The sequence below is a fragment of the Vibrio metschnikovii CIP 69.14 genome (assembly GCF_000176155.1).
Classification (GTDB): Bacteria; Pseudomonadota; Gammaproteobacteria; order Enterobacterales; family Vibrionaceae; genus Vibrio; species Vibrio metschnikovii.
Window position 1 is genome coordinate 1,063,999 of record NZ_ACZO01000006.1, and the last position, 24,702, is coordinate 1,088,700.

Below are 24,702 nucleotides of genomic sequence, written 5' to 3' on the forward strand. Positions count from 1 at the left end.
ATGGTCATATGACCATCGATATCTTATTTAAAACCAGCGCTCTAACGCCCCTTTATCTAACTGACGAAAAGCGCGGTTAAGCACTAAAGCCAGTTCTTTATAACGGGGTTTCGCTTTGAGTGGCTCAAGCGCAAAACCCGTCTCAATGATTTTTTGGTGCAATTCACGATACCAGCCTGCCAATGAAGGAGGCAACTGGGTATTCGCACGGCTGCCTAACCACCAAATGCCTTGTAATGGCAAACTGATCGCAAACAGAGCCACCACAATGGTTTGTGGCATGGCTTGTAAATTATGAAAGCTCATTTGAGTCAGTACGCTAATCGCCGCAATGGCTGGCATGACTTTAATGCCAAAACGGGTCGCTTTTATGATACGTGCTTCCGGAAACAGTAAGTTGAGCTCTTTACGCATTGGCCAGGTATCCATGTACTTTTGGCCATCTCTTAAACTATGGATGATTCCTGCTCTGTTGGCCATACCCTCTCTCCTTCACTGTTGATGAACCTTAAGACTAAAAAATAGTTTAATGATTCAACAAATGGCGTAAAAATTTGACGAAAGCTAATATTGTTTCAAATTTTTTTTGTTATACTGAGCCATTATCGCTATCCTCTGCGGACTCTCAATCTTATTGTTGCTGTTATTTACAATTTAGGCAACCGTAAGACGAAATCAGCATGGAATGCGTCGACGATTATACTGATTCAGTCACGTCCCTATTATACGGATATTCACCGTGTTATTGATCAAGATTAGTTCTCACTTTTTACGGGTTCAGCTATTCTTGTGGTTAAATTTTATCCTAACTGATTATACAGGTAGTTATACATGTCCAAGCTAGTTTTAGTTTTAAACTGCGGTAGTTCTTCGCTCAAGTTTGCGGTTGTTGATGCAGAAAACGGCAATGAGCATCTCTCCGGTCTTGCAGAATGTCTGCACCTTCCTGAAGCGCGTATCAAGTGGAAACTTGATGGTAAACATGAAGCTCAATTAGGTCATGGCGCAGCTCACGAAGAAGCGCTCGCATTTATGGTTGATACCATCCTTGCTTCAAAACCTGAACTAGCTGAAAACCTTGCAGCTATTGGTCACCGAGTGGTACACGGTGGTGAGCAATTCACTCAATCAGCGCTAATCGATGATTCGGTATTAAAAGGGATTGAAGACGCTGCAACTTTCGCACCTCTGCATAACCCTGCGCACATCATTGGTATCAATGCGGCTAAAAAAGCTTTTCCAGCGCTGAAAAATGTTGCTGTATTTGACACCGCATTCCACCAAACCATGCCTGAAGAAGCTTACCTTTACGCACTACCTTACCATCTTTATAAAGAGCACGGTATCCGTCGCTACGGTATGCATGGAACTTCTCACCTATTTATTGCTCGTGAAGCCGCTGAGCGTTTAGGTAAACCAGCCAATGAATTGAACATAATTAACTGCCATTTAGGTAACGGTGCTTCAGTTTGTGCAATTAAAAACGGTCAATCGGTTGATACGTCAATGGGCTTAACACCACTTGAAGGCCTAGTAATGGGTACTCGTTGTGGTGATATCGATCCTGCGATCATTTTCCACCTACATGATGCATTAGGTTACTCGGTTGAGCAAATCAACACGATGCTAACCAAAGAGTCTGGCCTACAAGGCTTAACTCAAGTGACTTCAGACTGCCGTTTCGTTGAAGATAACTACGGTGAAAAAGAAGAAGCCACTCGCGCAATGGACGTATTCTGCCATCGCCTAGCGAAATACGTTGCTGGTTACACTGCAAGCCTGGATGGCCGTTTAGACGCTATCGTCTTTACTGGTGGTATCGGTGAAAACTCGGGTCCAATTCGCGAAATGGTTCTAAATCGTTTAGCAATTTTTGGTATTGAAGTCGATAGCGCCGCTAACCTCAAAGCTCGTTTTGGCGGCGAAGGTGTGATCACCACAGCAAACAGCCGCATCCCTGCAATGGTTATCTCAACCAACGAAGAGCTGGTGATTGCTGAAGATACTGCGCGCTTAGCAGGCATCTAATTGTCCATGTAGGCGACTCTTCCTTCCTTGCCGATAGTGTTACTTATCGGCAAGGTTTATCTAGCGTCTCAAGATGTAGCCTATTTTTTTAGGGGCTCAAGACCTATTCTTACGGAATACGGCGTTGGGCTTTGTTCCTTTCAATCTAACTCGTTTAGATTGTATCGATAGTGTTGAGGTACTTAACGTATGTCCCGTACTATTATGCTTGTCCCAATCAGTGCCGGTGTTGGTTTAACCAGTGTGAGCATGGGTCTTTTGCGCGCCATGGAGCGTAAAGGTGTAAGCGTTTCTTTTTACAAACCAATTTCACAGCCACGTAGCGGTGGCGATCAGCCAGATTTAACATCAACCATTATTCGTCATAGTAGCGATATCAAAATTGCTGAACCAATGGCTATGTCAGCCGCCGAAGCGCTGATTGGCGGCGAAAAAATGGATGTACTACTGGAAACGGTTGTTGAACGCTATAACCAAATTATTGTTGATGCCGAAGTCACGTTAATCGAAGGTTTAGTCCCAACGCGTAAGCATCCTTTTGCGAACCAAGTTAACGCAGAGATTGCTAAAACGTTAGGCGCTGAAATTGTCTTCGTTGCCACGCCTGGTACTGATAATCCAACTCAGCTCAAAGAGCGTATTGAAGTCGCTTGCTCTAACTTTGGCGGCACTAAGAATAAAAACATCTCTGGTGTGGTTATTAACAAACTCAATGCGCCAGTCGATGATGCGGGTCGTACTCGTCCAGATTTGTCAGAGATTTTTGACGATGCCGATGGTGCAAAACAGGCCAACCTTGAAGTAATGCAAATCTTCAACAGTAGCCCAATTCGCGTACTTGGTTGCGTGCCATGGAGCATTGACCTTATCGCGACTCGTGCGATTGATATGGCGAAACATCTCAAAGCCGAAATCGTTAATGAAGGTGATATCAACAGTCGACGCATTAAGAGCATCACTTTCTGTGCACGCTCTATCCCGCATATGATTGAGCACTTTAAACCAGGCTCATTATTAGTGACTTCAGCAGACCGTCCTGACGTTATTGTTGCTGCTGCTTTAGCGGCGATGAATGGCGTAGAAATTGGTGCCGTATTGCTGACCGGTGGTTACGATATTCCTAAAGAGATCGCTAACCTATGTAAGCCTGCTTTTGACACTGGCCTACCGATTTTCAAAGCGCAAGGCAATACTTGGCAAACCTCATTGAACCTACAAAGCTTTAGCCTTGAAGTTCCAGCGGATGATAAAGAACGCGTTGAGTTTGTCAGTGAACATGTTGCTAGCCACATTGATGGCCCATGGATTGATTCGCTGACCGAAGGCACTCAAGCAACACGTCGTTTAAGCCCGCCAGCGTTCCGTTATCAACTGACTGAATTTGCTCGTCGTGCTAACAAACGTATCGTGCTACCAGAGGGTGATGAGCCACGTACCGTTAAAGCCGCGGCGATCTGTGCAGAGCGCGGTATTGCAAAATGCGTACTGCTTGGTAACCCAGAAGAGATCAAGCGCGTTGCTGCATTGCAAGGTGTTGAGCTTGGTGCAGGCGTTGAAATTATTGACGCTGCAGCCGTTCGTGAAAATTACGTTGCTCGTTTGGTTGAGCTGCGTGGCGCGAAAGGCATGACAGAAGTCGTCGCTCGTGAAAAACTGGAAGACTCGGTATTCCTCGGCACTATGATGCTTGAAGCGAATGAAGTCGATGGTCTTGTTTCTGGTGCGGTTCACACCACAGCCAATACCATTGTTCCACCATTCCAGATCATCAAAACTGCACCGAACGCTTCTATCGTCTCTTCGGTGTTTTTCATGCTGCTGCCTGATCAAGTTTTGGTTTACGGTGACTGTGCGATTAACCCAGATCCAACTGCTGAACAATTGGCGGAGATCGCGATTCAATCGGCAGACTCTGCGGCAGCCTTCGGTATTGAGCCTCGCGTCGCGATGATCTCTTACTCAACCGGCACCTCTGGTAAAGGCGCGGATGTGGATAAAGTGCGCGAAGCCACTCGTCTTGCTCAAGAGAAGCGTCCTGATTTAATCATTGACGGACCTCTACAGTACGACGCTGCCATCATGGAAAATGTCGCGGCTTCTAAAGCACCGAATTCTCCAGTTGCGGGTAAAGCAACGGTGTTTATCTTCCCAGATCTGAACACGGGTAACACCACTTATAAAGCAGTACAGCGTTCAGCGGATCTGGTTTCTATCGGTCCAATGCTGCAAGGCATGCGTAAGCCGGTTAACGACTTATCACGTGGTGCTTTAGTGGACGATATCGTCTACACCATCGCCTTAACCGCGATTCAAGCAGACCAAGAGCAAAAATAATTGAGATAATGATTGCTCACAGTTAATGGCATACAAAAAGCCCTCGATATAATTCGAGGGCTTTTTTAATCATGACGACCAAATGTCGATTAACTTAACTGTTCACGACCATGAGCACTATCAAGATCAAGTTCTGGACCTCTTGGCACCACTTGCGTTGGATTAATCATGCTATGGCTAAAATAATAATGCCGCTTGATATGATAAAAATCCGTCGTTTCACGCACTCCCGGATGCTGATACAACTCTTTAAGATAGCCATTAAGATGAGGATAATCAGCAATCTGTCGCTTATTACATTTAAAATGACCCACATACACCACATCAAAACGAATCAAGGTCGTGAACAACCGCCAATCCGCTTCAGTTAACACTTTTCCAGCCAAATAACGATGCGTTACCAAATGTTGCTCTACCTTATCTAGAGCCGCAAAGAGTGCTTCATACGCTTCTTCATATGCTTGCTGGGTAGTAGCAAAACCACAGCGATAAACGCCATTATTAATATTGGGATAAATAAAAGCATTCCAATCATCAATGACTTCACGTAATGCCAATGGGTAATAGTCGATATCATTGCCGGTTAATGAGTTAAACGCCGAGTTAAACATTCGGATAATATCTGCAGATTCATTACTGACGATGGTTTGGGTTTGTTTATCCCATAGTACTGGCACAGTAACGCGTCCGGTATAGTCCGCTTTGGCTTGAGTATAAAGTTGATGCAAAAAACGATGGCCAAATAAAGGCTCGGGGATCCCAAACTGCCAGCCATGGCTTAGCATATCAGGGCAAACCACTGTTACGTCAATATGGTCCGTCAGCTGTTTTAACTCTCGAAAGATCAACGTGCGGTGCGCCCATGGACAGGCTAAAGAAACATACAGATGATAACGACCTGAATCGGGAGTGAATCGAGCATTCGGTGTATTGTCTATCCAATGGCGAAAGCCTGCGTCTTCACGCACAAATTGCCCATCACTCTGTTTCGTATCGTACCAAACGTCCTGCCATTGGCCTGCCACTAGTCTACCCATGCTTGACCTCTCTCTTTACGTATTTCGCTACTCAGTATTGATACGCTAGTATAAAATGAAGCCGTAAGAAGAGAACCGTAGGGAATTGGCCTAGATGTTCAAAATTTTTGATGGGGAAGCAAATAAAACCATTTGAATATCACCCCGAAAGACGATCTATCTTTCGGGGCGATGTGGTAGAGATGGACCTTGAGGCTATATTTCGACGTGTAGACACGACACAGCGTGAGTATCATTACCTTTGATTTGCGGTTTGGTTTGCGCACACTCTGCCGTGGCTTGTGGGCAACGAGTGCGGAACACACAACCAGATGGAGGATTGATCGGCGAAGGCAGGTCCCCTTCTAACATCTGAATGGTTTTGCTGCGCTCTTTTTTAGGATCAGGGATCGGCACTGCCGACATCAAGGCTTTGGTATAAGGATGCAGCGGATTGGAGAATAGAGCTTCGGACGTGCCCAGCTCAACCGCATTACCTAAATACATCACCAATACCCGATCGGAAATATGCTTTACTACCGATAAATCATGAGCAATGAATACCAGAGACAAGCCCAATTCTTTTTGCAACTGCTGCAATAAGTTAACCACCTGAGCCTGAATCGAGACATCCAGCGCTGAGACGGGTTCATCACAGATGATCATTTTCGGATTTAAGATCAACGCACGAGCAATACCAATACGCTGACATTGACCACCGGAAAACTCATGAGGATAACGGTTAATCACGTTCGGCAGCAAACCGACTTTAGCCATCATCTCTTTAACGCGATCTTTCACTTCTTGTTTAGATAGCTCAGGGTAAAAGGTTTGTAGTGGCTCAGCGATAATATCGCCCACCGTCATCCGCGGGTTGAGTGATGCCAATGGGTCTTGGAAAATCATTTGAATATCTTTGCGGGTATTGCGTCGCTTAACGGCATTCAGACGGGTTAAGTCTTGCCCTAACCAGACCACTTGCCCTTCGGTTGCCTCTACGAGACCTATAATTGCTCGCGCAAAGGTCGATTTACCGCATCCGGATTCACCCACCACACCTAAGGTTTCCCCTTCGTACAAGCGCACATTCACGCCATCGACCGCTTTAAGTGTCGAGGGTTTAGCCCATGGCCATGGTGATTTGGCTGGAATGCTAAAATGTACTTTGAGATCTTGCACATCCAACAACAGGTTGTTTGCTACTTTCATTTATTCCATCCCTCCCAATCCGAAAAACAAGCACGCTGACGATTATCGGCAAAAGTCAGTAGCGATGGTGCCTCACGTTTACAGCGATCGGTCACCCGATGACACCGCTCTTGGTAAGGACAACCGGGTGGTAGACGTAATAAATTCGGTGGATTACCCGGAATGGTCGGTAAAATTTCCCCTTCCGTATCCAAACGAGGAATGGCTTTTAATAACCCTTCTGAATACGGATGACTTGGATTATAGAAAATATCATCCACGTCAGCGTATTCCATGGTCCGTCCGGCGTACATGACCAACACTTTGTCACATGAGCCAGCGACAACACCCAAGTCATGGGTGATCATAATGATCGCGGTATTAAACTCTTTTTTCAGCTCATTGAGCAAATCCATAATTTGCGCTTGTACCGTCACATCCAGTGCGGTCGTTGGCTCATCGGCAATTAACAATTTTGGACGACACAACAGTGCCATCGCAATCATCACCCGCTGACGCATACCACCAGAAAACTCGTGAGGATACATGGTGATCCGATTACGTGCCTCGGGGATTTTCACCGCATCGAGCATACGCACTGACTCTTCGAAAGCTTGCGCCTTACTCATGCCTTTATGAAGCATTAACACTTCCATCAACTGATCGCTGACTTTCATGTATGGATTGAGCGACGTCATTGGATCTTGGAAAATCATTGCAATTTGTTCTGCGCGAACTTTGTTCAATTCGCGTTCAGGCAAGTTTAAAATTTCTCGCCCTTCAAATTTAGCACTGCCACTGATCTTTCCGTTTTTGGCCAGCAAGCCCATTAAAGCAAACACGGTTTGTGACTTGCCCGAACCAGACTCACCAACAATGCCCAAGGTCTCACCTTGTTGCAAAGAGAAGGTTAAATCATTGACCGCAGTGACCATGCCATCCCGAGTCGAGAACTCAACTCGCAGGTCTTGAACATCTAATAAGTTCATTATCTATTCCTTAGCTAAGTTGGGTTATCGGTCTTTAGGATCGAGCGCGTCACGCAGCCCATCACCGACGTAGTTAAAACAAAATAGAGTGACGATCATAAAAGTAGCCGGGAAGATAAGTTGCCAGATCGCGACTTCCATTGTGTTAGCGCCTTCTTGTAATAACGCCCCCCAACTGGTCATCGGCTCTTGAACCCCTAAACCAAGGAAAGAAAGAAATGACTCGGTTAAAATCATACTCGGGATCAGTAGCGTAGAGTAAACCGCAACAATGCCCAGTACGTTCGGCACAATATGACGAGTAATGATTCGCCATTGACTGACACCACAGACATGCGCAGCTTCAATAAACTCTTTGCTGCGTAGGCTTAAGGTTTGCCCACGTACAATTCGCGCCATATCCAGCCAAGCTATCGCTCCGATAGCAACAAAAATCAGCACAATATTACGACCGAAAAACGTCACCAATACGATAACCAGAAACATAAAAGGAATCGCGTATAAAATTTCCAAAACACGCATCATCACACGGTCGGTACGACCACCAATAAAACCAGAAGCCGCGCCGTATAAAGTCCCAATTAGTACAGCAACAAACGCACCCATGATCCCGACCATCAAAGAGATTCGACCGCCAATTAAGGTCCGGACAAATAAATCTCGCCCTAAGGCATCAGTACCAAACCAATGGGTTGCCGAAGGGGCCGCGTGCATCGCATACCAATCGGTTTCATCGTAACTAAAATTAGCCAACATCGGCCCAAACACCACCAGTAAAGTGATGAAGCATAAAATACATAAGCTCGCCATTGCCGCTTTGTTGCGCATAAAACGTACACGAGCGTCTTGCCATAAACTACGACCTTCAATCTCAAGGTTTTCGGTAAATTTCTCTATGGCTTGTAAGTGTTCTTGTTTCTTTAACATGCTTTCGCCCTCAAACTAGTAGCGAATTTTCGGGTCGATATAAGCCAGAAGAATATCGACAATCGCGTTAAATAAGATAAATAAGAAACCAATCAAAATGGTGATTCCCATCACTAAGGAGTAATCTCGGTTAAATGCCGCGTTAACAAACAAACGACCAATTCCGGGTAAACCAAAAATAGTTTCAATGACCACCGAACCGGTGATGATGCCAACGAAAGCAGGCCCCATATAAGAGACAACCGGCAGTAAAGCGGGTTTTAACGCATGTTTAAACACGATATAGTGATAACTTAATCCTTTGGCTCGAGCGGTACGAATAAAATTACTGTTTAAGGTCTCAATCATCGAACCACGGGTGATACGGGCAAAAGTTGCAACATACAGCAACGACATACCAATCACTGGCAACGCCATATATTTAAAGGATCCATCGAGCCAGCCACCGGCCGGAAACCAACCTAATTTGATGGAAAAGACATAAATTAATACCGGCGCTAATACAAAGGAAGGCATGACGACCCCGAGCATCGCGGTCGACATAATCGTATAGTCTATCCAAGTATTGTGCTTTAACGCCGCAATCGTACCAATCGAGACACCGATAATAATCGTAAAGATAAACGCCGCAGCACCAATTTTTGCCGACACGGGTAGTGAACTCGCAACCAACTCATTCACGGTATAATCTTTATATTTAAACGAGGGACCTAAATCACCACGCAAAATATTACCGAGATAAGTGATGTACTGCACCGAAACGGGCTTATCAAGGCCATATTTAGCATTGATATTGGCCATGACTTCCGGTGGTAATGGACGCTCACTAGAAAACGGATTTCCCGGTGCAAAGCGCATGAGAAAGAAAGACAGGGTGATCAATACCAACATGGTTGGTATTGCCTCAAATATCCTTTTTACGATGAATTTAAACATAAACTCACTCTTTCCAATCTGTGATAATAAAAAATACAAACGACACTGCATGCACCGTTACGTACATGCAGAGTCGAACAACAGGTGGTTTAACCACTCAATTATTATTTTGCTATGAGATAAAGATCTTTAGTGTAGATTTTTTCTTCAGCGTTATTGCTCGGGAAACCACCAACCTGTGGTGATAACAAACGAGATTTAACATATTGATAGATAGGGGCAATCGGCATGTCACGTGCAAGCAGTTTTTCTGCCTGAGCGTAAATCGCCTGACGCTCTTTTTCTGAGGTAGTTGCCATGGCTTTGGCCATCAGCGCATCATACTCTTCGTTATGATATCTTGGATCATTCGAGCTGTTGCTTGACTTCATCAAGGTAAGGAATGATGAAGCTTCGTTGTAGTCACCACACCAGCCAGCACGGGTCACGTCAAAGTTACCTTCACGGCGTGAATCAAGATAGGTTTTCCACTCTTGGTTCTCTAACGTAACATTAACGCCAAGACCTGAACGCCACATCGATTGAATTGCAGTAGCAACTTTACGGTGGTTTTCTGAAGTGTTGTACAGCAAATTAAAGCGCAGTGGATTACTACGATTATAACCCGCTTCTTCTAGTAACTTTTTCGCTTCGGCCAAACGTTGCTGTTGAGTCATTTTGCCGTACGCTGGCATCTCTGGTTGGAATCCAGCGGTAATTTCTGGCGTTAAGAAATAAGCTGGCTTTTGACCTTGACCCATAATCGCATTGGCGATGACATCACGATCAATAGCAAAAGAGAGTGCTTTACGAACTCGCACATCATCCAAAGGCGGTTTTTGGTTATTGAAACCATAGTAGTAAGTGCATAAGCTTCCCACGACTGAAACCGAGTCAGCGTGATCACGTTGTAGGCGGCGGAAATGTTCAATCGGCACTTCGTTGGTAATGTGAATCTCGCCAGATAAGAAGCGATTCATCTCTGCGACTTGGTTTTCAATCGGTAAAAACGTGACTTTGTTAATCACTGTTTTTGAATCATCCCAGTAATTGGGATTGCGTTTTAGCTCTAAACGCTCATTGACCACCCAGCGGTCCAACATATAAGCGCCATTGCTGACATAATTACCCGCGCGAGTCCACTCATCACCATGTTTCTCTATCGTCCCTTTATGGACAGGCTTCATTGTGGTATGACCAGTCATCATCACGAAATACGGCAGTGGCGTATCCAATTCAACCACCAAAGTATGATCGTCTAATGCTTTAACACCTAATGTCGTGCTGGCTTTTTCTCCAGCAATGATCTCTTTCGCGTTTTTCATCTTGGTGTATTCCATATACCAAGAATAAGGTGACGCAGTAGCAGGGTCGACCGCACGCTGCCAGCTGTAAACGAAATCTTGCGCAGTCACTGGATCGCCATTAGACCATTTTGCGTCTTTACGTAAATAGAAGGTATAAGTTTGGTTATCTGAGGTTTCCCAACGCTCGGCAACACCAGGAATAGTATTACCATCAGCATCTTGGTTAACTAAACCTTCGAGCAAGTCACGAATCACGTGCGATTCTGGTACACCTTCGGTTTTATGCGGATCGAGAGAAGCAACTTCAGTACCATTACCACGGATAAGCTCTTGAACAGGAGCAAGTTTAGTCCCTGCTGGAACATCAGCAGCGAGCGCAGAGAAAGAGGCCGTAGCGACAGTTAAACCTGCGCCAAGTAACAAGGCTTGTGTGATTTTATTTTTGTACATGCATAAACTCCAAGTTTTTATTTTGCATCCATGACTCTTTATTAAGCCTTCAGAACGGCCTGAATCAGGTGGCTTAGCGCAAAAACCAAGCAATATAACCTAGACCTAATAAAGAATTTCGCACATTAGCAATCATCGAAGTAATTTGCAAATAAAATGTAAAGCTAACCAATGATATCCTTAACCCACATCAATTATTAGGCAATTACTCCACTATAACGCTGCACCGCTGCGCGTTTGCGGTTACGCCCTAGTGACTAAAACCACCACTTACTTAGCCAGTAGCCTTTTTAATCGACAAGGGAAACAATCTTTAGACAAGTCGGGCATAAGCACTGCTTGAAACCCGATTAGCAGTATCTTCCGCCGTCAATTTAGCAAAAAATTAACATTTAAACAGTAGAACGTCTAACTTATTGTAATAATCCCCTGTTAAAGCCCTACGTTCTGTGAAGAGGGTCACTACCTTGCACTAAGCTGACCATATTGCCCCAGCATGTTGCATTCACAGTAAGAATTATTACCACGGAATCCATTGATTTAAACCACTGTGGCGATATTCAGCTCACAAGCAGTTAACCCATCGTACGGGTTAGTATTTCAAGTATTTGGGGACGAAAAATAAAAAATACCGCGCCAAGTAAACACAATCCAGCCCAGACAAAATCCAAGCGGAAAGGTTCTTTCATATAAATCAGCGCAAAAGGCACAAACACGGTTAACGTAATAACTTCTTGCAATATTTTCAGTTGGCCTAAGTTCATCACCGTATAACCAATCCGGTTTGCTGGCACTTGAAACATATATTCAAACAGAGCGATGCCCCAACTGATCAATGCGGCAATGATCCAAGGTTTATGAGCTAGATCTTTTAGGTGGGCATACCAAGCGAAGGTCATAAAAACATTACTGATCAATAACAGACCAATAGTGACCAACATCGGTGGCAGGGCAAACATGATGAACGCTCCGGATCAAGTAGGAAAACCAGCGCAGTTTGCGCTGAGTTTTTGCTCTCGTCAATCCACTCAATAGTAATTTCAATCAAACTGGGAACGATACCGAAAAATGAGCTAAAAATCCTACATTAACCACATTTATCATTAACTGATCACATTTTTAGAAGTGAAATCTTCTAGCTTTTATTTGATGCTTTTTCCACCCTGGCCCATCGGCTACACTAAGCAAAACCATGATCGGAGAAATAATAATGAACAAAATTTGGGTAACGGGCGATGCCGTCGTCGATTTAATTCCTGAAGGCGACAAGCATTACTTAAAATGCCCCGGAGGAGCTCCTGCTAATGTTGCCGTTGCCATTGCAAGATTAGGTGGACAAAGCGCTTTTTTTGGTCGAGTCGGGAACGATCCCTTTGGTCGATTTATCCAACAAACCTTAATAACAGAACAAGTCGATTGCCAACATCTTATTCTCGATGATCAGCAACGCACCTCAACCGTGGTGGTTGATCTCGATAGCTCAGGTGAGCGTAGCTTCACTTTTATGGTCAAACCCAGTGCTGATCAGTTCCTACAGCCAACCGATATTCCAGCCTTTAAACAAGGGGAGTGGCTACATGTTTGCTCTATCGCTCTTGCCAACCAGCCAAGTCGCAGCAGCACATTTGCAGCCATAGAACAAATCAAACGAGCCGGTGGTTATGTTAGTTTTGATCCTAATTTACGAGAAGAAGTCTGGCAGAATCCGGAGCAGATTATCGAGGTCGTCATGCAGGCAGTCAGTAAAGCTGACGTAGTCAAGTTCTCTGAAGAAGAGCTGACTTTTTTAACTCAAACACAAACTATTGAGCAAGGGTTAACCGCATTAGCTCCCCTCGCCTTACCCTTAGTGGTGGTCACTCAAGGGTCAAAAGGTGCTTTAGTAGTAACAGGCAAACAACAACAGTTAGTGACAGGTAAAGTGGTCAAACCTATTGATACCACTGGCGCAGGCGATGCATTTGTCGGTGGTTTGTTATACCAATTAGCGACAAGTTCCAACTGGCAAGAAAATACGACCCAAGCCATCCAATGGGCACATGGCTGCGGTGCATTAGCTACTACTCAAAAAGGGGCGATGACGGCTTTGCCTGACCAACAAGCGTTACTCGAATTTATCGAATCTTAATTGAATGGCTGTTGGTCTTGTTGAACCAACAGCCGCTATACCCAAACGATTTGGAGTCACAGATAAGCGGCAAATGAATTCATCCCAATGAGCATAGACAAACTATTTGATTGGGATGAACGAACGTAGCTAACATCGCTGCAGTTGCAAATAGGAACAGAATAACCTTAAGCAGCAAACGGCTTTAATGTTGCCTGAAGGGGGAAGTAATCCGCTTCTACCTCAGCGCCGAACAAAGCGATTTGCGTAGCATCCGGCGCGGTAAACACACGGCTACTCATCACTTGATCTCCTTGGTTGATAAAGATTTCAATCGACGAATGATCAACCAGAATTTGTAGCTCAACCTGCTGCGTAGTCAGACTGATTTCTCGTATCGTATCCCCTTGACGAATCTCAGTTTGACTACGATCTAAACGTAAAGTTTGGCTCTGCTCATCAAGCGTCAAAACGACTTGCTGCTGACTATTTTTCATCAAATGCAGCTCACTCCCCCAAGGTAAAGTGACCAGTAACTCATAACTTTTACCGCCAATGTCGATGCCCTGCTCGGTCAAATGTAGTGAGCGTTTTTCGCCGCGCAACTGAGTGAGTTCACGAATCGGGCTCTGTATCACGCGACCATTTATCCACCGTAACTCACGTAACGCGGTTAATTGATGGATCCAACCATCAGCACAACTAGGATGATCGACCTCGTCCGGTAGCCCCATCCAACCACAGAGTACACGGCGTCCATCTGGCGTCAGTGCCGTTTGCGGCGCATAAAAATCAAAACCACAATCAAGCTCCCAACCTTGTAAGAATTGTAGCTGTCCTTGCTGGTTGTCGGCAACGGTGAAAATTCGATTGTGATGTTCAATGGTGTGATGAGGATTAGGCGAGCGGATACCTTGTGGACCAAAAACAACCAAACTTTGGCCATCAAGTTCAAACATATCTGGGCATTCCCACATATAACCATAAGGCGCTAATTCTTGACCATACAATCCATCAAAGTGCCAATCTTGTAAGTTATCCGAATGATAAACGGCCAAACAGCCCGCTAATTGCTGAGTTTGCGCGCCGAGCAGCATCCGCCAGCGGCCCTGTTTATACACCACTTTGGGGTCACGAATATGCTCAGTGACACCATCTGGTAGCGTGCGTATCACAGGGCCCAGCTTTGTAAAACCACCTTCAGAGTTAGCTTTCGCAACGCACTGCATGGTTTGCCGCTGACGACCATGCCCTAAGCGGGTATTTCCGGTATAAAATAGCCACAGATCGTCGCTATCACTCACCGCATGACCTGAAAATACACCGTGACTGTCAAACCAATCTGAAGGCGTTAAAGCAATCGAATGCCAACGCCAGTTGATAAGATCTTGGCTTTTGAGTAGCACCCAGTACTTGTCTTTATGTTGGCAAGCAAACGGGTGCCACTGATAAAATAAATAATATTCACCTTGATGATAAACAAAACCATTAGGATCATTGAGCAAACCTTGTGGCGGCGAAATATGCCATTGCGGACGATATACACTTTCGGTCGGCGGTAAATAAGCTTTGGCTTGTTGACGTTGCTGTTTTGCAATGTGAATGCCAACCTCTGCCAAATCGTGTTCAGAAATTTCATCACTGATCGGCATAGAAAGCTGCCACTCCCCTAATACCGACTCTGAGACTATCGACGTTGGCAGCGGTTTAACCTGCTGTAAATCACGTACCGCAACGGTTACCCGCCCTTCTGGTGCTAAAATACGCAGAATATTGGTTATCCCACCAGCGAGTTCAATCAACAAATTAAGAGACATAGAATTACCATCAAGTCGGGAACGTTCTCAAAAAGTATAAGACATTACGCCGATAGGCAAGTATTTCTGATTTTCATGAGTAACTCGACGAGAGCAATGTGAGAAAGAACACAAAATTGTCGACGAGTCTCTACGAGACCAATGGTGAGCAAGTCTCACGATCAATATTTTGAAAGGTCAGCACGACTTTACTCATTTCTAAACCTTGTCCAGCAATACGATCAAGCAACATTTTTGCGGCATTTTCTCCTGCTTTATCAAAAGCATAATTGAACGTTGATAAGCTTGGAGTACTGACATAAGCCAACTCGTCATTACCGACCCCAAGTATTTTCACCTGCTGACCCGCAATTCGACCGCTCTCATGCAGGGCTTTAATTGCCCCGACCGCTAATCGATCAGTCGCACAAAATAGTCCATCGAGTTGAGGGAAAACTTGTAGTTGCTGCTTAGCTAACCGATAACCTGATTCAATCGAAAAATCACCACGTGCATGAAACAATAACTCTCGCTGATGAAGCGCTAGTGACTGAGCTAGCCCTTGCGAACGAAGGGCATCTACCGCCAAATCATCACTTTGCACACCGATAAAACCGATCTGCTCGCATCCAGCCGCGACTAAGCGATTACCTGCTTCAAACCCGACTCGTAAATCATCATGCACCACGCTAGGGATATTGTATAACGAGCCATCCTGACCAATTAATACAACGGGAACATGAGATTGTTGAATCGCTTTAATCAAAGGCTCATCAAGGTGAGTCGCATAGAAGATGATTCCCTCAACCCGCTTTTGATTAAAGATTTGAATGTATTCTAATTCCTTAGCATGAATTTGATGAGTATTGGCGAGTAATACATGCTTTCCTGCTTGTTCAAAAATAGCCGTTAAACCATCAACCCCTTGCGCGGTGGCATGGGAAGAGACCCGAGGCACAATCACTCCAATCAAATTGGTCTTTTGTGATTTGAGATCTTTTGCAACCTGATTGACCATATAACCACAATCAGCAACCGCTTTTAACACCTTGATTTTGGTAGATTCTTTAACACCATACTCGTCATTCATCACTCGTGATACGGTCGATTTTGATACACCAGCTAAACGCGCTACATCATGCAAACTTGCCATTATTTTCTCATTCCATCATCACATTGGGATTGATTGCAAAATCACTACCATCTTATCGTTCTTAATGCGTGATTCTACCCTTGTTTTGTTAATTATCACTGCGGGTTTTGGCGATCCTATTCACATATTTACTGATTTCCTTTTGACCTGTCGCGATTTGTTGATGATTATTAAAACTGCAAACGTTCCCAAAAAAAACAACTGTAATCATTAAAACTATCCTATAAATCATTCACAACAACCGGGGTGAGTTATGAACTATCCAGTCATAGCAAAACAACTTATTGAGCTGTTGGGTGGCAAAGCCAACATTCAAGCACTCGCACACTGTGCCACTCGACTACGTTTGGCGATCAGTGATGAATCGCTGATTGATGAAAAAGCCATTGAAGATCTCGATGGTGTAAAAGGTCAATTTAAAGTCGCAGGTCAGTACCAAATTATTTTCGGTTCAGGCATTGTTAACCAAGTTTATGCTGAAATGGCCAAGTTGACGGGCCTTGCTGAGATGTCCACCAATGATGTGGCTTCAGCTGGTGCACAAAAGCAGAATATTGTCCAACGTGCAGTGAAAGGCTTATCGGATATTTTCGTACCCATCATCCCAGCGATTGTCGCGGGGGGCTTATTAATGGGTCTTTATAACCTATTAACGGCACAGGGTTTATTTATCGAAGGGCAATCACTGATTGACGCCAATCCAGGTCTGGCCGATTTAGCGAGTATGATCAATACCTTCGCCAACGCCCCTTTTGTTTATTTACCGGTTTTACTGGCTTTTTCCGCGTCACGTAAATTTGGCGGTAATCCTTTCCTTGGCGCAGCTTTGGGTATGCTCATGGTTCACCCTGATCTTCTCAATGGCTGGGGATTTGGTAGCGCTTCATTAACTGGTGATATTCCTACTTGGAATATTTTAGGCTTAGAAATCCAGAAAGTTGGCTATCAGGGCTCAGTATTACCGGTACTCGTCGCGACTTTTATTCTAGCTAAAGTAGAAAACGGGTTAAGAAAAATCATCCCCTCGGTGCTTGATAACCTATTAACGCCCATGCTGGCCATTTTTATCACTGGTTTCCTGACCTTTACTGTCGTCGGTCCTTTAACTCGTGATGTCGGATTCCTATTAGGCGATGGCTTAAACTGGTTGTATGAATCAGCGGGCTTTATCGGCGGCGCACTATTTGGCTTCGTTTATGCTCCATTTGTAATCACAGGTATGCACCATAGCTTTATTGCGATTGAAACTCAGCTTTTGGTAGATATCGCTATCACTGGTGGTACGTTTATTTTCCCTATCGCTGCCATGTCCAATGTGGCGCAAGGTGCTGCTGCCTTAGCCGTAGGATTGACCACCAAAGAGACTAAAATGAAAGGGATAGCGGTCCCCTCTGGCGTCACCGCGTTATTAGGTATTACAGAACCAGCGATGTTCGGGGTTAACTTAAAGCTACGTTATCCGTTTATCGCAGCGATTTGCGGTGCAGCCATCGCCAGTGCATTTATTACTTTATTTACCGTAAAAGCACACGCTTTAGGTGCGGCAGGTTTACCGGGTATTATCTCCATCAGTCCTGATAAAATTGGCTACTACGTGGTCGGCATGGTCATCGCCTTTGTTGCGTCATTTGCCCTCACCTTGTTGCTCGGTATGCGTGAAAAAGCAAAACTAGGTGCTCGTGCTAACGCGTAAGGTATCCCCCTTAACGGCAAAAATTATTAAGTCGCTTTGAACATCGATTACGCGACAAACCATCAACCGTTAATCTTACGCTTTGCCCACTCCTTGAGTGGGCATTTTTATTTATCCCACAGGGACTGATTGGATTGATTGTTATCTTAATGCTTGTTATAAAATCAATCAGTCTATCCAAGTGGCTTAAAATTGTCGCTAAAAGGGGACCTATCCAATAACCCTGTCGCGTTAAGTCGGCAGGATATGCACCACTATAGTCGGGGAGCCTTAAGGCTGAGATCGCATTGCGAGACCCGTTGAACCTGATTCAGTTAGCACTGACGTAGGGAACTATGGCAACCAATGACACAGCCTTCGCATACCACTAGCATCAATGTGTATACGATGATTTAGCTTCGACCATATTGGTCGTCATTGGTCAGTTCCTATACGTCATGTATAGGAGCCTGTCATGACCAACAGCTTGTCTGCTATTTCACCCATCCCAATCGTATTAACCATTGCTGGCTCAGATAGCGGCGGGGGCGCCGGGATCCAAGCCGATATCAAGGCCATTTCCGCCACTGGTAGCTATGCTTGTAGCGCCATTACCGCCATCACCTCACAAAATACCCTTGGAGTAACGGCAATTTTGCCGATTGCCATTGAACACATTGCCAGTCAACTGGATGCGATTTTTAGTGACTTTACCGTGGCCGCGGTAAAAATTGGTATGCTGGCTGATAGCCAGATTATCCATATCGTGGCTGAAAAACTCCGTCACTATCAACCAAAGATTATCGTGTTAGATCCGGTAATGGTCGCCACCAGCGGTGATGCGTTACTTGCCGAACAAGCCGTCAATAACTTAAAACAGCAGTTATTACCATTAGCCACGGTTATTACCCCCAACTTACCCGAAGCCGTGGTATTAACTGGCTGTCCGATGCCAAAACACGACCAGCAACTTGATGAGATCATCACCGCATTACAAGCTTTGCCAAGCCAAGCGGTGCTGCTTAAAGGTGGCCATTTTACTGCATCAGTAAATAGTCACGATTGGCTGATCTGCGGCTCGCAGGTAAGGTGTTTTTCAGGGCGAAGAATCCACACCAGCAATACTCATGGTACAGGTTGTACCCTTTCTGCAGCGCTCGCTTCTTACCTCGCGCAAGGCTTAAGCCTTGAGCAAGCCGTAACGCGAGCAAAGCATTATATCTCGCAAGCCATCTTACATGCTGACCAGTTACAGGTAGGTAAAGGCCATGGGCCTGTGCATCATTTCTATGCGCTTCACGGCAAAGTTCACACCGAACAGAAAAAATTGGAACCGGTTACAGAAACCGGTTCCAATTGAGTAAAAAACGATCTAGACTAGCCACAGGTTAAGCATGTTTCTAATAAGATGATTAAGGGGTAACCTATGACACAGTACAGTTTTCCGAAAGATTTTCTCTGGGGCGGCGCAGTGGCGGCTCACCAAGTAGAAGGTGGCTGGAACAAAGACGGTAAAGGCGTGAGTGTGGTTGATGTGCTGACTAAAGGGGCGCATGAAGTACCGCGAGTAATCACCGATAGCGTAGAATCCGATCAGTTTTATCCTAACCATGAAGCGATTGATTTTTATGGACGTTATAAAGAGGATATCGCGTTATTTGCTGAGATGGGCTTTAAATGCTTTCGCACATCGATTGCTTGGACGCGGATTTTTCCGAACGGCGATGAAGCCACACCTAACGAAGCTGGGCTGCAATTTTATGATGATCTGTTTGATGAGCTATTGAAATACGGCATTGAACCGGTCATCACCCTTTCGCATTTCGAAATGCCGAATCACTTAGTGAAACACTATGGCAGTTGGGCGAATCGCCAAGTGATCGACTTTTTTGTGAAATTTAGCCAGACCGTGATGGAGCGCTATCAGCACAAAGTCAAATACTGGATCACTTTTAATGAAATTAACAATCAGCGTAACTGGAAACTGCCGATTTGGGGATATTGTAACTCAGGGATGATCTACACCGATTACCCAAATCCTGAACAGATGATGTACCAAGTGCTGCACCATCAATTTGTTGCCAGTGCGCAAGTGGTCAAATTAGGCCATCAGATAAACCCTGATTTTAAAATCGGTAGCATGATCCACATCATGCCGCTCTACCCAGCTACTTGTCGTCCAGAAGACGTGTTGCTCGCACAAGAGCTGATGCGCGAAAAGTATCTATTTAGTGACGTTCAAGTACGTGGCTACTACCCAAGTTATTTGATTAAAGAATGGCAACGTAAAAATATCCAAATCGAAATGGCCGCTGGGGATGAGCAAATTTTACGTGAAGGCTGCGCTGATTACCTCGCGATCAGCTACTACATGACCAATATTGTCTCAACCCAGAAAGAGGAAGGACAAACCACCTCCTTGTTTGAAAATAGCCGTCTCAATCCATATCTACCCGCGTCAGATTGGGGCTGGCAAATCGATCCCGACGGTTTACGTGTTGCCTTATCTGAACTGTATGAGCGTTACCAAAAGCCAATTTTTATTGTCGAAAATGGCCTTGGCGCGATTGATGAAGTGCAAGCGGATGGTTCAATTAATGATGATTATCGAATTAACTATCTCAGCGAGCACATCAAAGCGGTGGCGACCGCCATTAACTACGATGGTGTTGAGGTGATGGGTTACACCCCTTGGGGCTGTATTGATTGCGTGTCTTTTACCACCGGTGAATACAAAAAACGTTATGGCTTCATCTATGTCGATAAGCACGATGATGGCACTGGGACCATGGCGCGCTCGAAGAAAAAAAGCTTTTACTGGTACCAGCAAGTGATTGCCAGTAACGGACAAATTATTTAATTGCATCGATACCCAAACCACTTGAAGTTGCCGCTAGGCGGCAAGTAGGAAGGGTATAGAGCTGAGATGAATAACACGCTACACTCACCTGCCCTTTGCACACTCAAGTAACAAAGGGCAGGATCAGTTAGGAGTAATTGTCGTCATGGCCACCATTAATGATGTATGTAAAGCCGCCGGAGTGTCTAAAGCGACGGTGTCACGAGTGCTGAACGGCAATGGCCAAGTTAAAGAGTCTACCCGCCAAGCGGTTCTTGCTACCATGCAACAACTCGGTTATCAACCCAATACCTTAGCGCAAGCGCTGGCCACCAATACCTCGCATGCGATTGGTTTAAGTTTGCCGCATTTTCAAAGCAGCTATTTTGGTAGCATTCTGCATCATGCCGAACAAGGGGCTCAGCAAGCAGGCAAAAAATTGCTGGTAGTCAATGGTAAAAATAGCGCCCAAGGTGAGCGAGAAGCGCTGCAAACATTGGCGAATCAACGCTGCGACACAATTATGATCTATAGCCGTCATTTAAGCGAAACCGAGCTGAGCCAGTGGCAACACGAACACGCCATTCCATTGGTCGTGTTGAATCGACGCTTTTCCACTTCAACATTAGCAAGCTTTGGCTTAGATCAAACTCAATTAGCTACCCTTGCTATGCAGCACTTATTAACCCTTGGCCATCGAGCGATTGCTTGTCTTACTTCACCGCTCAACAGTGAAACTGGGCAACTCCGCTTAGCCGCTTATCAGCAGCAACTCGCGCAATCTGATATTGAACCTAACCCTGATTTATCGTCGCTGGCGATAATAGTCTTAGCTCGGGCTACCATGCTACCCAGCAGCTACTCACTCGTGGCGTAAACTTTAGTGCGATTTTTGCCTGTAATGATGATATGGCGATTGGCGCCATTCGCGCTTTACATGAGCACGGCCAGCGCGTACCACAAGATATTGCCGTGATTGGTATTGATAACGAACCCGCTGCCGCGTATGCCATTCCAAGTTTATCAACCGTGGCGCTGCCGATCGTCGAGTTAACTCAGGCGGCGACACAATGCGCGGTGATGCTTGCTAATAAGCAGCCAGTGACGTCGTTGCATCATACCTATCTTGGCCAGTTGATCGTGCGTGAGTCGTCACTGTCCGCTTAATTTTCAACGTGAAACGATCACATTGCGCCGATTAAATGATATAACCAAGGCTGCCTTTTGCACTATTGTTGATAAAACGCAAAGCAACACCTTGCAGGTCAGTCAATGATGGTCTTTTCACACTTAACTACCCTCCTAATAGTTAAGTTTTCTCTAAAGTAAGGAATATGTATGTCTGATATCGCAACCAGTATTGATGCCATTCAACCTATGGTTGAATCTTCTTCTGGCTCTATCTGGGGTTATGTGGTCGGTGGGCTAGTTCTTGTCGTGGCCGCTGGTTATTTTGGTTTTAAAAAGATTAACCAACCTGCCTTTGTGATCAAACAAATTCGCAAGCGCAACCGCAAAGAAATGCAAAAACAAGGGATAGAAAGCACCGAAGCGTTAGCCGATTTGGATCATTTGTTGGATGCCGTTCAGCAACACGCTATCGATAATGGCATGAGTGGTACGGCGATGGTTCAGCTGCTGGCACCCCTCAATGATAAAGCCAAAATCAACTCTGCTGCCGGTTTTTATCAGGCCATGGCTTATATTGCCAAAAGCATTAATCAGCCGCAGCTAGTGAAAAGCCTACAAAATAAATCTAAACAAGTGAAATCCAGCTCGCCACTGATGGCCGGACTACTGAAACGCGCTGGGGTTTAATTCTCGATTTCTGTGGCTTGCTATAATCACCAGCAGGCCATAGCAACAACCATTCAGTTCATTCGTATAGCTTAACTTCGTTCACACTTTTTCACTCTCCCTTCGATCTACGCCCTAAATTGCTGAGTAAGGGATGAGTTGCATTATCAAACCATTGTCTACCCTTAAGCGATTTCTTATTGATATCAGTTAGGTTTTAGACGATGCATCCAGAATATTCCTCTTCAAAAATTAGCGTTTATCAAGTATTTACTCGTCTATTTGGTAATACGCAAACCGCCAATATCCCTTGGGGCACAAAAGCGCAAAACGGAGTGGGTAAATTTAATGATTTTACGATGAAAGCCTTGCAAGAAATTGCTCAATTGGGGGCAACGCATATTTGGTATACCGGTGTTCATCATCATGCTCTAGTGGCCGACTATCGCCGGTTTGGCATCAGTGATGATCACCCAAGCGTAGTCAAAGGACGCGCAGGTTCGCCTTACGCGGTGAAAGATTATTACTCAGTCAATCCCGATTTGGCCGATAACCCCGCGCAACGTAACCAAGAGTTTTTGGCCTTAATTCAACGCTCACATCAGGCTGGCTTAAAAGTTATTATTGATATTGTCCCGAACCATGTGGCGCGACACTATCAAGGATTAAACAATCCCCCCGGCGTCGAAGACTTCGGACAAAGTGATAATACTCAACTTGAGTATGCAAGAGACAATAATTTTTATTACCTACCCAATCAGGCGTTTCAAATGCCCGATCTGCCCGACCACTTAGTGCCATTAGGGGGTGAAAATCATCCACTCCTAGCAGAGCCTTATCAAGAATTTCCAGCCAAATGGACCGGCAATGGCTCGCGGCAGGCCAAACCGAATGTAGACGATTGGTATGAAACGGTAAAGATTAATTACGGCGTTACCCCTAGTGGAGAGAAAGACTTCGCCGAACTCCCCGAATCCTATCGCTGGCTTTCTCATCAAGCGCATTTTACTTTTTGGCAGCAGCAGTCGGTGCCAAACTCGTGGCTTAAGTTTCGTGATATTGCCCTCTACTGGCTAGAGCAAGGCGTGGATGGGTTTCGTTATGACATGGCGGAGATGGTACCGATTGAGTTTTGGAGTTTTATGAACTCAGCGATCAAGCACGTTAACCCTAATGCATTTTTAATGGCCGAAGTCTATCAACCTGAGCTTTACCGTGATTATATTCAGTTAGGCAAAATGGATTATTTGTACGATAAAGTCGATTTATACGATGGGTTAAAAGCCATCATGCAGGGCAAAGCATCAACCGCGATCATTGGCAGCATTGAGCATCAAATGCGTGATATTGAACATCATATGTTGCATTTTTTAGAAAATCACGATGAACAACGCATTGCCTCGGCTGAGTTTGCCGGTGATGCTCAACAAGGGCGACCAGCGATGCTGATCTCTACCTGTTTATCCAGTGCGCCGACCCTAATTTATTTTGGTCAAGAGGTGGGAGAGCCAGGAGCGGAACAGGCTGGATTTGGTCAGCCGTCACGCACCTCTATTTTTGACTATATTGGCGTACCTGAGCATCAAAAATGGCTTAATCATGGTCGATTTGATGGTGGGCAGTTAAGTGATAAGCAGCGTCAGATACGTCAATTTTACTGCCAGCTACTCAACTTAGCTAAAAACAGTCCAGCGCTGATGGGCGATTATCACGATTTATACGCCGAGAATTGGCCACATTTTGCAGAGCAACAAGATACGCTGTTTGCCTTTGCTCGCTCTTGTCCTGAGCAAAAATTAATTATAGCGGCTAACTTTAGCGCCACGGAAAGTAAAACCGTACCACTGCATTTACCCCAAGAGCTGATTAAACATTGGCAATTGAGCGAGGGAGAATATGCCTTAATCGATCATCTCAACCAACAACCGCTCACACTGGTGGTAACGGAGCAGCGTAGTTATGTCGAGATAAATTTCAAGCCGCTTTCCACGCATTTTATTGAATTGAAAAGTATGAGTTTGCAAACTCAATAATCAACAATACTATACCCAAACCACTTTGAGTTGCAGATAGGCGGCAAGTGAGTTCATCCCCATGAGCATAGACAGGTTCTATGATTGGGGTGAACGAACATAGCCCCCTTGCAGCTTCAAGTAGGAAGGGTATATTAGCAATCAAGTAGAA

18 protein-coding genes, 1 pseudogene and 1 riboswitch are annotated in these 24,702 nt (G+C 45.1%); of the genes and pseudogenes, 9 read left to right on the top strand and 10 right to left on the bottom strand.

Going from position 1 to position 24,702, the window contains the following annotated elements:
* Positions 1–27 precede the first annotated feature (27 nt).
* Positions 28–480: a terminus macrodomain insulation protein YfbV gene (gene yfbV, locus VIB_RS08225; protein ID WP_040904387.1), complete on the bottom strand. Its 453-nt coding sequence runs from the start codon at positions 478–480 to the stop codon at positions 28–30.
* Positions 481–831: 351 nt separating this feature from the next.
* Between yfbV and VIB_RS08230 the strand changes: the two genes are divergently transcribed.
* Entirely contained in the window at positions 832–2,028 is a 1,197-nt protein-coding gene (locus tag VIB_RS08230; RefSeq protein WP_004395488.1) for an acetate kinase, read from the top strand.
* 189 nt (positions 2,029–2,217) lie between these two features.
* On the top strand, positions 2,218–4,362 hold the full coding sequence (gene pta, locus VIB_RS08235; RefSeq protein WP_004395489.1) for a phosphate acetyltransferase: 2,145 nt from the start codon (positions 2,218–2,220) through the stop codon (positions 4,360–4,362).
* Positions 4,363–4,451: 89 nt separating this feature from the next.
* Here the strand turns inward: pta and VIB_RS08240 are convergent, their stop codons facing one another.
* The 7 genes from VIB_RS08240 to VIB_RS08270 all read right to left on the bottom strand — a co-directional run bounded on the left by VIB_RS08240 (position 4,452) and on the right by VIB_RS08270 (position 12,113).
* Positions 4,452–5,399, bottom strand: a complete 948-nt coding sequence (locus VIB_RS08240; protein ID WP_004395490.1) for a glutathione S-transferase family protein — start codon at positions 5,397–5,399, stop codon at positions 4,452–4,454.
* Between the two features lie 195 nt (positions 5,400–5,594).
* Positions 5,595–6,587 (bottom strand): murein tripeptide/oligopeptide ABC transporter ATP binding protein OppF, encoded by a 993-nt coding sequence (gene oppF / locus VIB_RS08245; protein ID WP_004395491.1) that lies wholly within the window; start codon positions 6,585–6,587, stop codon positions 5,595–5,597.
* Positions 6,584–7,555, bottom strand: a complete 972-nt coding sequence (gene oppD, locus VIB_RS08250) for an ABC transporter ATP-binding protein (RefSeq protein WP_004395492.1) — start codon at positions 7,553–7,555, stop codon at positions 6,584–6,586. The genes oppF and oppD overlap by 4 nt, the downstream gene beginning before the upstream one ends.
* Positions 7,556–7,579: 24 nt before the next feature.
* Positions 7,580–8,482 (bottom strand): oligopeptide ABC transporter permease OppC, encoded by a 903-nt coding sequence (gene oppC / locus VIB_RS08255; RefSeq protein WP_004395493.1) that lies wholly within the window; start codon positions 8,480–8,482, stop codon positions 7,580–7,582.
* 15 nt (positions 8,483–8,497) lie between these two features.
* Positions 8,498–9,418 (bottom strand): oligopeptide ABC transporter permease OppB, encoded by a 921-nt coding sequence (oppB, locus tag VIB_RS08260; RefSeq protein ID WP_004395494.1) that lies wholly within the window; start codon positions 9,416–9,418, stop codon positions 8,498–8,500.
* A gap of 104 nt (positions 9,419–9,522) precedes the next feature.
* The gene (locus tag VIB_RS08265) at positions 9,523–11,154 is read right to left on the bottom strand and encodes an ABC transporter substrate-binding protein (RefSeq protein ID WP_004395495.1); all 1,632 of its coding nucleotides are present in this window, start codon (positions 11,152–11,154) and stop codon (positions 9,523–9,525) included.
* A 575-nt stretch (positions 11,155–11,729) separates the two neighbouring features.
* Positions 11,730–12,113, bottom strand: coding sequence for a DMT family protein (locus VIB_RS08270; RefSeq protein WP_004395496.1), 384 nt, complete (start codon positions 12,111–12,113; stop codon positions 11,730–11,732).
* Positions 12,114–12,364: 251 nt separating this feature from the next.
* Between VIB_RS08270 and VIB_RS08275 the strand changes: the two genes are divergently transcribed.
* Entirely contained in the window at positions 12,365–13,282 is a 918-nt protein-coding gene (locus VIB_RS08275) for an aminoimidazole riboside kinase (RefSeq protein WP_004395497.1), read from the top strand.
* A gap of 167 nt (positions 13,283–13,449) precedes the next feature.
* Here the strand turns inward: VIB_RS08275 and VIB_RS08280 are convergent, their stop codons facing one another.
* Complete coding sequence (locus VIB_RS08280) at positions 13,450–15,078, bottom strand: glycoside hydrolase family 32 protein (protein WP_004395498.1); 1,629 nt, start codon at positions 15,076–15,078, stop codon at positions 13,450–13,452.
* A gap of 130 nt (positions 15,079–15,208) precedes the next feature.
* The gene (locus tag VIB_RS08285) at positions 15,209–16,210 is read right to left on the bottom strand and encodes a LacI family DNA-binding transcriptional regulator (protein ID WP_004395499.1); all 1,002 of its coding nucleotides are present in this window, start codon (positions 16,208–16,210) and stop codon (positions 15,209–15,211) included.
* A gap of 253 nt (positions 16,211–16,463) precedes the next feature.
* Between VIB_RS08285 and VIB_RS08290 the strand changes: the two genes are divergently transcribed.
* From VIB_RS08290 to VIB_RS08315, 6 genes and pseudogenes are all read left to right on the top strand, one after another.
* Positions 16,464–17,903, top strand: coding sequence for a sucrose-specific PTS transporter subunit IIBC (locus VIB_RS08290; RefSeq protein WP_004395500.1), 1,440 nt, complete (start codon positions 16,464–16,466; stop codon positions 17,901–17,903).
* 251 nt (positions 17,904–18,154) lie between these two features.
* Positions 18,155–18,252: riboswitch (TPP riboswitch) on the top strand.
* Positions 18,253–18,357: 105 nt separating this feature from the next.
* On the top strand, positions 18,358–19,242 hold the full coding sequence (gene thiD / locus VIB_RS08295; protein WP_004395501.1) for a bifunctional hydroxymethylpyrimidine kinase/phosphomethylpyrimidine kinase: 885 nt from the start codon (positions 18,358–18,360) through the stop codon (positions 19,240–19,242).
* Positions 19,243–19,308: 66 nt separating this feature from the next.
* Positions 19,309–20,742: a 6-phospho-beta-glucosidase gene (locus tag VIB_RS08300; RefSeq protein WP_040904390.1), complete on the top strand. Its 1,434-nt coding sequence runs from the start codon at positions 19,309–19,311 to the stop codon at positions 20,740–20,742.
* A gap of 145 nt (positions 20,743–20,887) precedes the next feature.
* Positions 20,888–21,888: pseudogene (locus tag VIB_RS08305) on the top strand (LacI family DNA-binding transcriptional regulator).
* A gap of 171 nt (positions 21,889–22,059) precedes the next feature.
* Positions 22,060–22,539, top strand: coding sequence for a hypothetical protein (locus VIB_RS08310; RefSeq protein WP_004395503.1), 480 nt, complete (start codon positions 22,060–22,062; stop codon positions 22,537–22,539).
* A gap of 203 nt (positions 22,540–22,742) precedes the next feature.
* Entirely contained in the window at positions 22,743–24,551 is a 1,809-nt protein-coding gene (locus VIB_RS08315) for an alpha-amylase family protein (RefSeq protein ID WP_004395504.1), read from the top strand.
* The last annotated feature ends 151 nt before the right edge of the window (positions 24,552–24,702 follow it).